This is a genomic window from Halobiforma lacisalsi AJ5, assembly GCF_000226975.2.
GTDB lineage: Archaea > Halobacteriota > Halobacteria > Halobacteriales > Natrialbaceae > Natronobacterium > Natronobacterium lacisalsi.
Genome location: NZ_CP019285.1, coordinates 3539404 through 3551512, shown reverse-complemented (window position 1 = coordinate 3551512; position 12109 = coordinate 3539404). Strand labels below are relative to the sequence as shown.

Here is a 12109-nt window from a genome sequence, read left to right as displayed (position 1 = left end):
GCTTAGATGACGTAGGTCCCCAGCCAGAACAGGCCCCGAAGCGTCTCCTTCTGATCGTCGTCGAGGCTCTGCTCGAGGTCGATCTCGTAGTTCATCGAAAACGGAGAACGGCGGTCGGCCGCCGGCTGGGAACGTTGGGGTACGGCGGACTCGTCAGTACCGTGCTCTGCTTGCTCGGCCTCGAGCACGTCCTGATAGTCCATTGTGGGGCATTCAGTGCTCGATTTCGACGTCTTGCTCGAACGTCGAGACGTAGGAACCGAGGCCGGCGTCAGTGTAGTCACCGTCTTCCCACACCAGGGCACGGGGCGACTCGAGCATGACCTCGACCGTCTCGTGGCGTTTCCAGGTAACCGAGCCGTGCATGTTGATCTCGGTTCCACGCTTGTCCTGCTCGAAGTCGTGGAACCGCTGGATCGGGAACGGCCACTCGTTGATCGGTCCCTTGTTGTGGCCGAGCGTGTCGAGACCGCGGAACTTCAGGTTCCCCTCCGTGATGATCGGGAAGACCTTGACGTCGGTTCCGTCCGCGACGTCGAGGGTGACCGTCCCCGTCGCGTAGTCGACGTCGAGAACGTCGACCTCGACGGGATCAGCACCGGAGACGTCGACTGCCTGCACCGCAGGGTACGGCTGATCGTCCAGGTCCTCCTCGCCGGCGACCGGCTGGATCGCCGCGTCGAGATCCACGTCCGGCCCCTGTCCGGTTTCCATAGTCCGGGGAACGAAGCGCGTCGGATCCCGATTGCCGATGTAGTGGATCCGCTCGAAGTTCCGGGGACAGGTGAACGAGAGGATCGCCGACTGACGCCCCTCGCTGTTTTGTTCGACGTCGACCTGTTCGTCGCCGAGTACCTGACCGGTGTGGCTGATCGTGTACGGTTGGACCGCCATCTTACTCACCTCGCTGGCTCGCCGCCTTGATCGCCTGACTCTCTTCGGCGGTCAGATCGTCGTGGTTGATGATCTCGACGGGCGTCCCGAAGTCGCTCGTGTCGTCACCGATTACCAGCGTCGAGTTCGAGGCGTCGAAAGCCTCCCCGCTGTCGGGGATCTGGACGTAGATCTTGGCGATTTCGCGCTCGTCGAGCATGAGGTCGCGCTTCGTGTAGCGCTGGTACTCCGGGTTCGTTCGCATCTTCGAGTAGTCGAACCGGCCCAGCTGCTCGTTGAAGACGTACTCCGAGATGGGATCGCCCTGTTTCGTACACTTCTGGAAAGTGACCCGAGCGCTGCCGTCCAGTTGGTTCCCCTCCGCGTCCCGGAACTCGGGTGAGAACTGCGTCCCGCCCTGGATGAAGATCACTCGGTCTCCGGGCCCCTCGATCCGGTAGGCGTAGTTGTCCTTCGTCGCGTTCTTCTCTCCGGCGGGGACGTCCTGCTTCTCGACGAACTCGAGTTCGTCGTGAAGGGGCGTCTCCTGTTCGGCGGCGGATTGGTTGATTTGCATGGTTTCGAGCACCTCTTAGACGATGTCGAAGTCGTTCAGAAGAACCCGAACCGACGTCGCGCCCATTCCGAGAGCGAGCGGTCGCGAGTACTGCTGTGGAAGAATTGCGAGGGTGACGAACGCCGTTGTGAGAGCATACACGGCGTCTCCGCCACGAATTTGTACGTCGTAGACGTTCGATCGAAGGTAGTTCGTAGCCAGCTGTGCACCGAGACTGCCCCCAACGATGAGGACAGCCGACTTGAGGAACGCCGACGACGAGAGCGTCTCCGTCGCCCGGCTGACGTTTACAGTCGCCATTGCGTTCCTAACCGAGAACGTTCCGTCGGATATACGGCCAAATTAATTGGGAATTGGCAGAATTGGGCTTAGCTACTTAAAGAAACGGACGAATGATGAGATAGGCGGCCCTCCAAGCACCGCCCAATTTCACGCCGCCCTCCATCGATGATCCGACCAGCAACTGCATTCGAGAATTGGCGAATCGCCGGTGCGTACCGTGACCACCCGTAGCGTGACGACCGATCGGCACGAGTGCCGGTACTGCTCGAGTCTTCGAGTCGTTCCGGTACTGATGAAGCGAATCGAGCGCAGCGAGAAGCCGGGCAACAAGTACCGGACGTTCTGCTGGGGATGTGAGTCCTGGGGACCGATGACTTCCGGCCAGCACTTCCGGGAGTCGCTGCATCCGCACGTTCTCCCGGCCGACGGAGATCCCGACGATCCGGAGGACGTCATTCCCCTCGAGGAGTATGACTACGAAGACGAATGGGAGGACCTCGTCGACGACGTCGTCGATCGCCGAACGGACCGCGCTCGAGCCGACGGCAGTCCTGACGACAATCCTCCCGACGACAACTCGAAATCGACCGACGAAAATCCGGTCTCGGGCGGACACGAGTTCGAGTGCCCGAACTGCGAAACGGACGTGACCGGGTATCCAGACAACTGTCCTCACTGCTCGGTCCCCTACAACTGGGGAGATAACCGCGAGGACGCCGCTTCTGCACACACTCATGAGTGACTCCATCGACGAAATCGAAGCAGCGCACGGACAGCAACAGAACCGACAGCCCCCGACGGACGGCGATGGGAGCAACTCGAGCGGCTTTTCGCTTGGAGTCTCCAAACGCACCCTCGCTCTCCTCGGCGGCATCCTGTTTCTCGCAGCGGCGGTCTACTGGTACGGGACGCGTTCTTCCGGTCAGACGGCCGGAACCGCTTCCGACGAAGCGACGGACGACAGTGAAAACACCGACGAGGACGACGTCGAAATCGACGTCTCGGCCGACGAGACGGCAGCCGTCCACAAGGGCGAGATCATCGTCCCGCAGGATCCGTCACAGCCGCTCAAGGGCGACGAGGCGGTCGTACAGGAACTCAAAAAGCGCGGTCGGCTCACGGGAGGCGATGACTGATGCCGCAGCCGGAGATCGCCGCCGACCCCGCCGAGGCCGACGATGACACCGTCCCCGACGACGAGGAACCGGATGAACCGCTCGAGAACGATAGCCCTTCACAGCGGGCCGAAACGTCCAACGACGAAAGAGATGAGAATACCGGCAGTAACAATGGCGACGACGTCGAGATCGAGGAAGTCGAACTCACCGACGACGATCTGGCGGACGGAGACCTGTTTGCGGGTGTCGACGACGTCGACGATGAGAAGACCGAAAATGGGAACGACGATACCGAAGACGAATCGACATCCGACAACGTCGATCCCGACGAGCAGTTTACGTTTTCCGGGGACAACCCGACGGCCAAGCTACAAACGTCCATCGAGGACGGAGCCGCGAAACTCGCAACCGTTGGATTGGACGACGAACAGCAGGATGCCCTCGAGGACGATCTTCGCGACGTTTTCTCGGCGTTCCGACTCGGCTACTACGGAGCCGAGTTTGCGAACGAATACATCCTCGTCGACGGAAACGACGAGGTCGATCCTGCCTGGGCACTGCTCGGCTCTTCGCTGGCGTGTGCGGCCGTTGCTGTTGCCATGCGTCCCGACAGCGACGAACAGATCGCCCGCCTCAAAGACGCCGCCAACCTCGGAGGTGCGTCGGCGTGATGGGCGATCGGAACGGGCTCGCCTCGAGCCTCGGCATCGACATGACACCCCAGGGGATCGCGAGTTCGCTGTCCGATCCGGATCAGATCGCACAGATGCTCCTCCAGGAAGGGGACAACGGCGACTCGCCGGCGGACATCATGGCCGATCTCATCAACATGCAGCGAGCGGACCTCCGCCGGATCGGTGCCGAACACGGCGTCGAGGTCGACCTCGAGATGGTGACGCCGGAGAAGATGGCGTTCTACGTCGCCGGGATCGTTAACGGCGACTGGGAACCTCTACTCGAACTGTTCAACGAGCAGGCGGAAGAACGGGAAAAGCTTCTCGACGAGCTGCTCGACGCCGACGAACTCGAGCAGTTCACGGCGGCGAAAGAGCGGGCCAAGAATACGGCCCCCGAACCGGGTGAGGCCGATGGATAGTCTGGTTCCCCCGGCAGTGTTGCCGATCGACGGCGCTGCCGAACGGTTGACGACCGAGCAGGTCGGGGAAGGCGACGTCGAGCGCCTGCTCGAGGACGGCCTCGATCGCCGCGAGTGGTTGGTCGTCAAGCGGACCTCGACGTTCGTCGGCGAGTTCGCGATCATCGCTCACGTCGACGGCGAATGGTGGACGACGATGGCGACCGCACACCCGATTCTCGGAGTCGATCGGTCCCCGCCCAGGCGAGTCGAACCGGCCGACGTCCGCGAGTGGACTGCAAGCGACCGCGTCTACCGCTGTCACCTGTAGCCGATGGCACGAGTGAGCGTAATCGGGGCGTCGGGAACCGGAAAGAGCTACTACACCGGGTCGCTCCTCGAGGACCGCGCGCCGAACTTCGATATCAGCGTTCACTTCGACCTCGAAGATGAAGAAGGCGGACTCTCGGTCGAAGGGAACGCTCTCTACGGAACTCTGATCGTCGATAGGGAGCGATTCGAATCAATTGATTGGCCGAAATGCCTGTTCAACCACCGGCAGGTCAGAGTCGTTCCCGATGCCCTGGACGACGAGGAGATTCAGGAACTGTACGGTCGTATCAGCGCCGCCGCAATGGCGCTGTGCAAAGACCTCGAAATCGACGACGCGCCGGAGTCGGCGCTCGTCTCCTGCGACGAGGCCCACCAAGTCCTCGACAAGAACAAGCTCGACAGCCGCGTGAATCGGATGCAGACCGGCGGCCGGAAGCACGGGGTGGAAACGATCCACCTAACACAGCGACCGGCGCTGATGCCGTTGACGATCCTCTCACAGTCCGATCGTCGCGTCTACTTCCACGTGAGCGAACAGCGGGACATCAAGAAGATCAACAAGGCCAGCGTCTTCGACGCCAACCGGCTGAAGGATCTGAAGGCTCGCGAGGCGATCGTCGAAAACAAGCACTCGGGCGAGTTCGAGAAAATCGACACCGACAACTGCGGCCGGGACCGGCCGCATTTCAGCGGTGACGACGGACTGTTGGACGACGCGTTGCCGGTTTAGAACTCGAGCATCGGGTCGTACACGTTCCGGTTGATCTTCACCTCGACGCCCGCGTTCTCGGGAGTGATTGGCCCGCTCACTGCCTCGGCCTCCGGGACTTCTGGCGGCCCGTCGAAGTCGATCGGTTCCTGCCCGTAAGCGTCTCGGATCCCATTGATGATCGCCATCGACCGCTCGGCGTGTTCGGGTTCGCCGTGGTATGACTTGACGGCTTCAGCAGCCTCATGGCCCTTCTTGAGCGCCTGCTTGTATGATGCCCAGGCGGTCGACAGTGCTTGCTTCGCCTCCAGGGGGAGCTCACCGTCGACGCGGCGGGCCTCGGCAAGGAGATTCTCGGCCTCGTCCTTCTCGAAGCCGCATTCTTCGACGAGAGCCTTGCAGGCGACGCGATCGCCGTCAGCACAGTTCTCTTCCTTGTCGTCGCAGTCGGGATCGTCGTCGGTAGCGACGTCAGCGTCATCCAACGTTCCCACACCAAACGCAGCCTTGACCTCGTCGGCCGACCCCTCAGCGACACCTTTCAGCTTCGTAACGTCGTCGATGTTCGTAACGGCGGTAGCGACGGCGTCCATGCTATCGTGAGCGTCCGCTAAGTGGCTCGCCGTGATCCGGTTGATTCCCTGCGCAACGAGATTGTCAGCGAGGTCGTCTGGTTTCGAGGCGTCGGAGACTTGGTCGCCGACATCGTCGAACTGCTCGAGGCCACGATACCACTCTCGGAAATCGTCAGCGTCGTGTCCGCTTCCCTTTTCCTCGAGTATCCCTGGTTCGCTGTCCTCGTGAGAAAGCGAAAACTGGTACATCGAATCAATCCGGTGTGACGGTGTGACCTCGATCGTGTATGGCTCCGAATTGGTAGTATAAGTGAGGTGGTGAGCGGCGGTATGCTCGAGCACGAACTCTCCTATTTGTCGTGGAAAATGCTCTGTTTCTCCATTTTTGGTCCCCAGCGTTTCATCAACCTGATCCCGACTATCGGGGCGGTGATGCTTGCCATCGTTGTCACTGAACTCGCCGATCGGATCATAGACGCCAGCATCTTCGGCGTTCTGAATACGCTTATCTCGATCTTGCTGTAGCGCCAAGTCTTCCGCAATCGCCTCATCTTCTTCCTCGGGGTAGTGATCCTCTCGGTGCCGGTCGTCTGGATGAGGTCCGGTCCGGTCATCCATCGTGAATGGCCCAGCGTCCTGGGGGGCGACCATCATGTCCCGTTCGGTGAGGGGCGAGCGCCTGACATACTCTGGTAGCTCCATCTCGCTCTCGAATGCCTCCTGACGCTCGTCGATTTCCTGGGCCGTCTGTTCGGCCCACTCCTCAAGGGGATCGTAGGTGTCATCCACGAGATCGAAGTCCTCGGGCATGACGTGGTCATCGCCCTCGATCAGCGCGTGAGCCGGTGCATCCGGATGGTGGAACAACGTGACGTAGTCCGCCCCGGGTGAGGTCTTCCCGGGGACGACCGCGACCTCTACGTGGTCCCGAGCCACGTCGGGGTTAGTGAAGTCCGTCCCAAACAGTACGGACATGAACTCGACGGTCGCTTTCGGCGGGTAGGCCGCACCCTCTTCGAGTCCGTCCGCCGGATAGCGGACGATGCTTCGGCCTCGGTCGGATCTCATCGCGGTCGCCGCCCCAGCTGCTGAATGTAGGCCTGACAGGACGTCGTCAGGGTCAAAATCTAGCGCCGAACGGGGGAATTCGTCGCCGGTAGCAAACGCAAACTGGTAAGTTCCGTCGGGGTTGTCGGCTTCATCCGGTCGGTGCTCCGGCGTTCGCATGTTACCATAGTACCATGCCCAGTTCGCCCGGTCCCAAGGGAATCCGCCGAAAAGCGCGTTCGGGAGTCCACCGAGTTGCTCGCCCTCCTCGTCGTAGACGATGCCGGCGGTGTAGCCGGTGAATACTCGCATGAGGTCCTGGGGATCGGTTTCGTCGACGAATTCAGAACCAAGGAGGTCCTGAAGCGCCGAATCGTGCCAGGCAGGAGCGACGCCGAAGAACGGCGCACCCATCTCCCACCATTCCCCAATAGTCTCGACGCCGTGGCCGGTAATCAGATCTGAGTTGTCCCCGATTCCGGTAACCTTGGTGATGTGATCCTCGAGGGAAAGTCCGCTACTTTCTAGCGTAGCGTCGTCGCCAAGCAGTCCGCCCGCCTCGGCAGCGTCCGGGTCAAGGATACTGGTATCGGCCACCTGCTCGATCTGGCTGCTGTACCCATCCGTGATCTCTCCAGGCTCGACGACGATCGCATCGGTCCACTCCATTCCGCGCTCGGTCACACCCAGCGGCGTGACAGTGAATTTCCCCGGTTCGTCATAATTGGCAAGCGAGTCAGGAACAGCTGTGAACTGCTGGGACTCGTCGACGTACTCATCGATTCCACCGTAGCCGGTTCCGTTCAGTGTCACAGTCCCATCGTCGAACTCTTGGGGCCGGGCGATCCGGAAGTACCGATTCTTGACGTCCTCGCTGTAAAGAATTAGTTCCCCCTTGCGCTTTTTCAGCCACTCATAGGTCGGTTCGTCGACGTCGTCCTGGAGGTTGTGTTCGTTGTCCACCTTGAGGTGACGCACGGTCTCGTAGTCGTCGCCACCGCCAGTCCGGAGCCGGACCTTCGGATCGTCGAGCATGGAACCAGACCAGGCGACCAGTACGCCTTTGTTCCGTTTCTCGTCTGGATCGTCGACCTCCTCAGGCGTGCCGATCCACCCGGTCTGGCCCGGATTCTGCTCGTTCTCTTTCTCAACGAGAAACGGCCCGAATCCGTTGACCCAGAAGCGGGAGTCTTCCCGCAACTTCTCGAACTCCGTTCTGATCGATCTGTCGGCCAGATCGTCTTCTATCTCTCGATCCCACAAATCTCGTTTTTCCGTTGGATAATCTCCTCTCATTGGTTGTCGATCTTGTCGTTCGTCGGCCGTACCGCGGGGACCCATACACGATAGGAGTAGCCGTGATGCGTCGAAATAGATTAGAGGTATGTGTTTAGCCCGGGCTGATTTCGGTACTCTCTCGTAGGAAGCGTTCAACGGACGCGATATGAACAGGCAGCAGACCTCGGATACGATTCTCAGGGATGGGCTCCGCACCGGAGCCCATCCCGTTACTTCTGCTGTCACTACTGGTTGGTGGAGTCTGTGAACGCAGACGATTTCACCAAAGAAGAGCTCCTTTCTCGGCTTCTCCAACTTGAGCAACGAGTCGAAGAACTCGAACGGGAGAACAAGCGAAAGGACAAGAAAATCGATCAGAAGGACGAGCGGATAGAAGAACTCGAAACACGCCTTCGCAAATACGAAAATCCGCATACACCGCCCAGTAAGCGACGGTCGGGGACTGACGAGTCCCCGACCTCGCAGGACGACGAAGACGAGAATGTTCGAACCGATGGCGGTACTCCCGGACGGAAGGACGGTCACGACCCTGAGTGGCGTGCAACAGCAGATCCCGACAAAGAGATCGATGTCACCTGTGACTGTTGTCCCGAGTGTGGCGAACACTTCGACGAGTCGGTGGGCGTCAGCCCCCGACTCGTCGAGGAGGTTCCCGATCCACAGCCACCAGAAATCACCCGGTACAACCGTCACTACTACCAGTGCAGCTCTTGTGGAACAGAAACCGTTGCTACACACCCCGACTGCCCCGATGAGGGGCAGTTCGGGGTGAACGTCATCTCTCAAGCAGCACTTTCTCGGTACGATCACCGCCTCCCCTACCGGAAAATCGCTGACCGGTTCGAGCAACTGCATGGATTAGAACTCTCGGGCGCGTCCGCGTGGCACGCGACCGAGCGCGCTGCGCGCGCCGGTCGCTGCGAATACGAACAGATTCGAAGACAGATTCAGCAAGCAGAGATCGTTCACGTTGACGAAACCGGTATCAAACGCGAGGGTGAGCAGGCGTGGATTTGGACGTTTCGGACGAGCGAGCACACGCTATACGCCGTAAGGGAGAGTCGTGGAAGTGATGTTCCCGCGGAAGTCCTCGGCGAGGACTTCCCGGGAACGGTCATCTGCGATGGGTGGACGGCGTATCCAGCGTTCAGCAGTAACCTTCAGCGGTGCTGGGCACATCTTCTCCGAGAAGCTGAAGACGCTGCTAGTGACCACGAGGAGGCAGAACCCGTTTACCGGTATCTCAAGCAGATGTTCGTCGGTCTCCAGTCGTGGCTGGAGACCGACCCGAGTCTTCGTGAGAGAGCACAGATGCACCGCTCATGCCAGAACGGGCTTAGATCGCTCGTGGGGCGGTCAGTAACCGACGAACCAGTGGCAACACTACTCGGGAAAATCGAAGGAGGGATCGACCACTGGCTCACCTTCGTCGGTGAGCCAGCGGTCTCCCCGACGAACAACGCAGCTGAGAACGCACTTCGTGAACCAGTCGTTCTCCGGAAAATCATCGGGACACTCCGTAACGATCGAGGTATGTTCGTTCACGAGACGATCTTGTCCCTGCTGGCGACATGGCGCCAGCAGGGACGCAATCCCTACGAAGAACTTCGCCGAGTCGTCAACAACAATGAGATGATATCACGGGCTCACACTGAACCGGCTGTTGAGACTTCGGGGTAAACACGTACGATTAGAGAAAATCCGAGAATCGAGGGACGTAATGGCGAAATTGGTGTGGGGAATTGGCCGTGCCGTGACGTTCCGATCAAGACCTGAAGGGCCGAATAGCGTCAGTAATCGAGACCGGTGAAACGCCGGAGGCGGTCGTTCTTCTCACGTCGGGTGTGACCGTCCCAGCGGGATTGAAGCTCAGTCAGATGTGACTGCCGGGCGAGGTCGATCGGGACGTGCCAGCTTGCCTGTCCCTCTGGCGTCTCGAGGTAGACGACCGCCCACTCGCCAGTGTCGGTGTTGTCCGCCTCCGAGCGATACCAGCCGCCGTCGAAGTATCTCGATTCCGGCGGGCTCAGAGAGCGCTGGAGTCGGACTGCCATTTCTGCTGCCGTCAGAGCGAGTAGGTTGCGATCAGTGTAGACCTCCTCGAGGGTTTTGTCCTTGCTCATGGGCGATAGACTCCCGACTCGTCTTTTTCGAGGACAACTTCGTCCGAGTCGTCATAATCGTCCTCAGCCGGGTCCACCTGGAGTTCTCGAGGCTGGGTCTCGGCTCGTTGCCGACCGATCGCGAACGCCGTAGTACTGGCAGCAGCGAGCAGGCCGACGGCGATGTCGGAGAGCCCAAGCCGACGGTCGGTGTCCGTCATGCGGGTAGCACCCCCAGGAGATCGAGGACGAGCCCGATCGGGACCGCCGCGACGACGCCGAGGACGGCACCGCCAACGCAGTAGTGGGGTTCCCGAGGACAGTACCGGAGGCGCTTCCGGAGCAGCCACGGAAAGATCGCGCCGGCGACGATCAGCGTCGCCAGGTAGAGGAAGGTCGGCTCGCCGAAGACGATTGCCAGGAACGTTGGTGCGAACCCGAGGGTGAACGAATGCACCTCGTCGTACTCGAGATGGCGAGCCCATTTCCGCGGGTCGACGTAGTCGGTTCCCTCGAGGCCACCGCGATCGTCGGGCGCGCAACTGCTCGAGTCAGGTTCGTCCTGGACGTCGTCGACGCCGGCGAAGAGCGAGTCTTCGTCGCGGCTCACGCTTTCCCACCCGAATAGGCGTCGGTCAGCGTCGCCGACGTCCCGATCGGACTGACGTCGACGCCGTCGACCGGGAGCGTCACCGACTCCTCGAGGGCGACCGGACGCGGACCCGTTCCACCGAAATGGTTCGCACAGGTCCCGCAAATTCGGACAGGGCTGTCTGTACGGTCCAGAATGGTCCAATCATTGGACTCGAGGCCGCACGCACTCGCCTGGGTTTCGCCGTCGACGACCGCGACGACATGGGCGGAAAGCCCGTCGGGCGTCCGGGCGAGTGCGTTCCAATTTCGGGACCAATTCATTGGGCTGGAATCGCTCATTCGTGAGTTGCGAGCACCTCGTCTCGAGGACGGTCTCCGAGATGATACGTATCCGGAATATCATAGTCTCGTACTGGTGAGACCAATGTTTAAACGGATTCGGAGACAGGTAAGAACGTAGCCATGCCGATCCACCAGTTGACACAAGTTGGTCGTACGTCGGGCGGCGTCGTGCTTCCGAAGAGCGAGCTTCGGGCGCTTGGATTGGTCGACGAAGACGGGAACGTGAAAGACCAGCCCGTTCGGGTAACCCAGACAGAGGCAGGGACGTGGGAGATCTCCGTGATCGATCCGAGCGATTACCCACCGGCAGAGGCATAATACGTCCACTGACGAGCGTTTCGGCGAAACTTCTTAGCATCTGCATACACGATGCATACACATGAGTACCTCCATCCGGGTCTCGGACGAGACGAAAGAGAAGCTCGATCGCCTCAAGCGTGAGGACGAGAGTTTCGACGAGCTGTTGGATCGCCTGGCGAGCGACGAGGAACCGATCGCCGTCGGGTCGTGGGACTCGGATACCGCCGACCGTGCCCGGGATGCTATCGATCGGTCCCGAGAGAGCTTCGAGTAATGACGTTTCTCGACTCGTCGGTTATTATCGACATGCTCGAGGGTGTCGATGAAACGGTCGCATACGTCGAAACACAGGATGAACCGTATCTGACCTCCGCGATCTGCGTTTACGAAGTTCTCGCAGGCACCCTCGGCCGTGGCGAGACGGATGTTCGGACGGAACGGGAACGTTTCGGCGGGGTCCGCGCCCTGGAGTTCAACGAGCAGATCGCACTCGAGGCTGCTCGGCTCCAGGACGAATTGCTTGCCGACGGAGAGCGAATGGCCGCTCGTGATCTGATGATCGCGGCTACAGCGCGTTCGACCGGAGATCACCTCGTCGTAGCCGATTCGGATTTTCAGACCGGTGTACTCGAGGACAAGATGGACGTCACGAACCTCCGCTCGGACTGAGGTCGTGGCTACAGCGTCATGATCGGGATCCCTATTCGGTAGAAAGTGTTAATCATAGAACCTGTGGCTGGCCGTTGATTTTTTATCTAACAGGTACGTGGGGTCTCCCGTATCGTTCGCCAAGGAATGCCACCGACTAAGAACTCTAAAATGGCATCTGACAAAACACCCCGATGCGCAAATTGTGGTAAAATCGCCGGCGACTACTCCTCCT

General features: G+C 60.2%; 19 protein-coding genes. 10 read left to right on the top strand and 9 right to left on the bottom strand.

Annotation, left to right across the window (positions count from 1 at the left end):
* Positions 1–2: 2 nt before the first annotated feature.
* From CHINAEXTREME_RS17215 to CHINAEXTREME_RS17200, 4 genes are read right to left on the bottom strand one after another with little or no spacing between them, the layout of a single operon-like run.
* On the bottom strand, positions 3–203 hold the full coding sequence (locus tag CHINAEXTREME_RS17215) for a hypothetical protein (RefSeq protein WP_007140850.1): 201 nt from the start codon (positions 201–203) through the stop codon (positions 3–5).
* A 10-nt stretch (positions 204–213) separates the two neighbouring features.
* Positions 214–894 carry a hypothetical protein gene (locus CHINAEXTREME_RS17210; RefSeq protein WP_007140851.1) on the bottom strand — a complete coding sequence of 227 codons (681 nt, stop codon included), beginning with the start codon at positions 892–894 and terminating at the stop codon, positions 214–216.
* A gap of 1 nt (position 895) precedes the next feature.
* Positions 896–1450, bottom strand: coding sequence for a hypothetical protein (locus CHINAEXTREME_RS17205; RefSeq protein WP_007140852.1), 555 nt, complete (start codon positions 1448–1450; stop codon positions 896–898).
* A 15-nt stretch (positions 1451–1465) separates the two neighbouring features.
* Positions 1466–1750, bottom strand: a complete 285-nt coding sequence (locus CHINAEXTREME_RS17200; protein WP_007140853.1) for a hypothetical protein — start codon at positions 1748–1750, stop codon at positions 1466–1468.
* Between the two features lie 199 nt (positions 1751–1949).
* Between CHINAEXTREME_RS17200 and CHINAEXTREME_RS17195 the strand changes: the two genes are divergently transcribed.
* The 6 genes from CHINAEXTREME_RS17195 to CHINAEXTREME_RS17170 are packed head-to-tail and all read left to right on the top strand — an operon-like array spanning position 1950 to position 4988.
* On the top strand, positions 1950–2474 hold the full coding sequence (locus CHINAEXTREME_RS17195; protein ID WP_238593311.1) for a hypothetical protein: 525 nt from the start codon (positions 1950–1952) through the stop codon (positions 2472–2474).
* A complete protein-coding gene (locus CHINAEXTREME_RS17190) occupies positions 2467–2868 on the top strand; it encodes a hypothetical protein (RefSeq protein ID WP_007140855.1) in 402 nt (133 codons plus the stop codon). The genes CHINAEXTREME_RS17195 and CHINAEXTREME_RS17190 overlap by 8 nt, the downstream gene beginning before the upstream one ends.
* Positions 2868–3521, top strand: a complete 654-nt coding sequence (locus tag CHINAEXTREME_RS17185; protein WP_007140856.1) for a hypothetical protein — start codon at positions 2868–2870, stop codon at positions 3519–3521. The genes CHINAEXTREME_RS17190 and CHINAEXTREME_RS17185 overlap by 1 nt, the downstream gene beginning before the upstream one ends.
* Positions 3521–3946: a hypothetical protein gene (locus tag CHINAEXTREME_RS17180; protein ID WP_007140857.1), complete on the top strand. Its 426-nt coding sequence runs from the start codon at positions 3521–3523 to the stop codon at positions 3944–3946. Before CHINAEXTREME_RS17185 ends, CHINAEXTREME_RS17180 begins: the two co-directional genes overlap by 1 nt.
* Complete coding sequence (locus tag CHINAEXTREME_RS17175) at positions 3939–4256, top strand: hypothetical protein (protein ID WP_238593310.1); 318 nt, start codon at positions 3939–3941, stop codon at positions 4254–4256. Before CHINAEXTREME_RS17180 ends, CHINAEXTREME_RS17175 begins: the two co-directional genes overlap by 8 nt.
* A 3-nt stretch (positions 4257–4259) precedes the next feature.
* Positions 4260–4988, top strand: a complete 729-nt coding sequence (locus CHINAEXTREME_RS17170; RefSeq protein WP_029601750.1) for an ATP-binding protein — start codon at positions 4260–4262, stop codon at positions 4986–4988.
* Here CHINAEXTREME_RS17170 and CHINAEXTREME_RS17165 read toward each other — a convergent pair.
* A complete protein-coding gene (locus CHINAEXTREME_RS17165) occupies positions 4985–7885 on the bottom strand; it encodes a hypothetical protein (RefSeq protein WP_007140860.1) in 2901 nt (966 codons plus the stop codon). The genes CHINAEXTREME_RS17170 and CHINAEXTREME_RS17165 overlap by 4 nt on opposite strands.
* A gap of 246 nt (positions 7886–8131) precedes the next feature.
* On the opposite strand from CHINAEXTREME_RS17165, the gene tnpC reads away from it, so the two are divergent.
* Positions 8132–9568, top strand: coding sequence for an IS66 family transposase (gene tnpC, locus CHINAEXTREME_RS17160; RefSeq protein ID WP_029601814.1), 1437 nt, complete (start codon positions 8132–8134; stop codon positions 9566–9568).
* A gap of 110 nt (positions 9569–9678) precedes the next feature.
* Here the strand turns inward: tnpC and CHINAEXTREME_RS17155 are convergent, their stop codons facing one another.
* Genes CHINAEXTREME_RS17155 through CHINAEXTREME_RS17140 form a run of 4 tightly spaced genes read right to left on the bottom strand, consistent with a single transcriptional unit; the run spans position 9679 to position 10923 of the window.
* Positions 9679–10011, bottom strand: coding sequence for a WDGH domain-containing protein (locus CHINAEXTREME_RS17155; RefSeq protein WP_007140861.1), 333 nt, complete (start codon positions 10009–10011; stop codon positions 9679–9681).
* Positions 10008–10211, bottom strand: a complete 204-nt coding sequence (locus tag CHINAEXTREME_RS17150) for a hypothetical protein (protein WP_007140862.1) — start codon at positions 10209–10211, stop codon at positions 10008–10010. Before CHINAEXTREME_RS17150 ends, CHINAEXTREME_RS17155 begins: the two co-directional genes overlap by 4 nt.
* A complete protein-coding gene (locus CHINAEXTREME_RS17145) occupies positions 10208–10600 on the bottom strand; it encodes a hypothetical protein (RefSeq protein ID WP_007140863.1) in 393 nt (130 codons plus the stop codon). The genes CHINAEXTREME_RS17150 and CHINAEXTREME_RS17145 overlap by 4 nt, the downstream gene beginning before the upstream one ends.
* Positions 10597–10923, bottom strand: coding sequence for a hypothetical protein (locus CHINAEXTREME_RS17140; protein ID WP_238593309.1), 327 nt, complete (start codon positions 10921–10923; stop codon positions 10597–10599). The genes CHINAEXTREME_RS17145 and CHINAEXTREME_RS17140 overlap by 4 nt, the downstream gene beginning before the upstream one ends.
* A 123-nt stretch (positions 10924–11046) precedes the next feature.
* Here CHINAEXTREME_RS17140 and CHINAEXTREME_RS17135 point away from each other — a divergent pair, with 123 nt between their 5' ends.
* From CHINAEXTREME_RS17135 to CHINAEXTREME_RS17125, 3 genes are all read left to right on the top strand, one after another.
* A complete protein-coding gene (locus tag CHINAEXTREME_RS17135) occupies positions 11047–11244 on the top strand; it encodes a hypothetical protein (RefSeq protein WP_007140865.1) in 198 nt (65 codons plus the stop codon).
* 61 nt (positions 11245–11305) lie between these two features.
* A complete protein-coding gene (locus CHINAEXTREME_RS17130; RefSeq protein WP_007140866.1) occupies positions 11306–11500 on the top strand; it encodes a DUF7557 family protein in 195 nt (64 codons plus the stop codon).
* Positions 11500–11895, top strand: a complete 396-nt coding sequence (locus tag CHINAEXTREME_RS17125) for a PIN domain-containing protein (RefSeq protein WP_007140867.1) — start codon at positions 11500–11502, stop codon at positions 11893–11895. The genes CHINAEXTREME_RS17130 and CHINAEXTREME_RS17125 overlap by 1 nt, the downstream gene beginning before the upstream one ends.
* The last annotated feature ends 214 nt before the right edge of the window (positions 11896–12109 follow it).

Coding starts and splice junctions, on each gene's coding strand:
- CHINAEXTREME_RS17215 (WP_007140850.1), bottom strand. CDS start 203: ATGGACTATCAGGACGTGCTCGAGGCCGAGCAAGCAGAGCACGGTACT.
- CHINAEXTREME_RS17210 (WP_007140851.1), bottom strand. CDS start 894: ATGGCGGTCCAACCGTACACGATCAGCCACACCGGTCAGGTACTCGGC.
- CHINAEXTREME_RS17205 (WP_007140852.1), bottom strand. CDS start 1,450: ATGCAAATCAACCAATCCGCCGCCGAACAGGAGACGCCCCTTCACGAC.
- CHINAEXTREME_RS17200 (WP_007140853.1), bottom strand. CDS start 1,750: ATGGCGACTGTAAACGTCAGCCGGGCGACGGAGACGCTCTCGTCGTCG.
- CHINAEXTREME_RS17190 (WP_007140855.1), top strand. CDS start 2,467: ATGAGTGACTCCATCGACGAAATCGAAGCAGCGCACGGACAGCAACAG.
- CHINAEXTREME_RS17185 (WP_007140856.1), top strand. CDS start 2,868: ATGCCGCAGCCGGAGATCGCCGCCGACCCCGCCGAGGCCGACGATGAC.
- CHINAEXTREME_RS17180 (WP_007140857.1), top strand. CDS start 3,521: ATGGGCGATCGGAACGGGCTCGCCTCGAGCCTCGGCATCGACATGACA.
- CHINAEXTREME_RS17175 (WP_238593310.1), top strand. CDS start 3,939: ATGGATAGTCTGGTTCCCCCGGCAGTGTTGCCGATCGACGGCGCTGCC.
- CHINAEXTREME_RS17170 (WP_029601750.1), top strand. CDS start 4,260: ATGGCACGAGTGAGCGTAATCGGGGCGTCGGGAACCGGAAAGAGCTAC.
- CHINAEXTREME_RS17165 (WP_007140860.1), bottom strand. CDS start 7,885: ATGAGAGGAGATTATCCAACGGAAAAACGAGATTTGTGGGATCGAGAG.
- CHINAEXTREME_RS17155 (WP_007140861.1), bottom strand. CDS start 10,011: ATGAGCAAGGACAAAACCCTCGAGGAGGTCTACACTGATCGCAACCTA.
- CHINAEXTREME_RS17150 (WP_007140862.1), bottom strand. CDS start 10,211: ATGACGGACACCGACCGTCGGCTTGGGCTCTCCGACATCGCCGTCGGC.
- CHINAEXTREME_RS17140 (WP_238593309.1), bottom strand. CDS start 10,923: ATGAGCGATTCCAGCCCAATGAATTGGTCCCGAAATTGGAACGCACTC.
- CHINAEXTREME_RS17135 (WP_007140865.1), top strand. CDS start 11,047: ATGCCGATCCACCAGTTGACACAAGTTGGTCGTACGTCGGGCGGCGTC.
- CHINAEXTREME_RS17130 (WP_007140866.1), top strand. CDS start 11,306: ATGAGTACCTCCATCCGGGTCTCGGACGAGACGAAAGAGAAGCTCGAT.
- CHINAEXTREME_RS17125 (WP_007140867.1), top strand. CDS start 11,500: ATGACGTTTCTCGACTCGTCGGTTATTATCGACATGCTCGAGGGTGTC.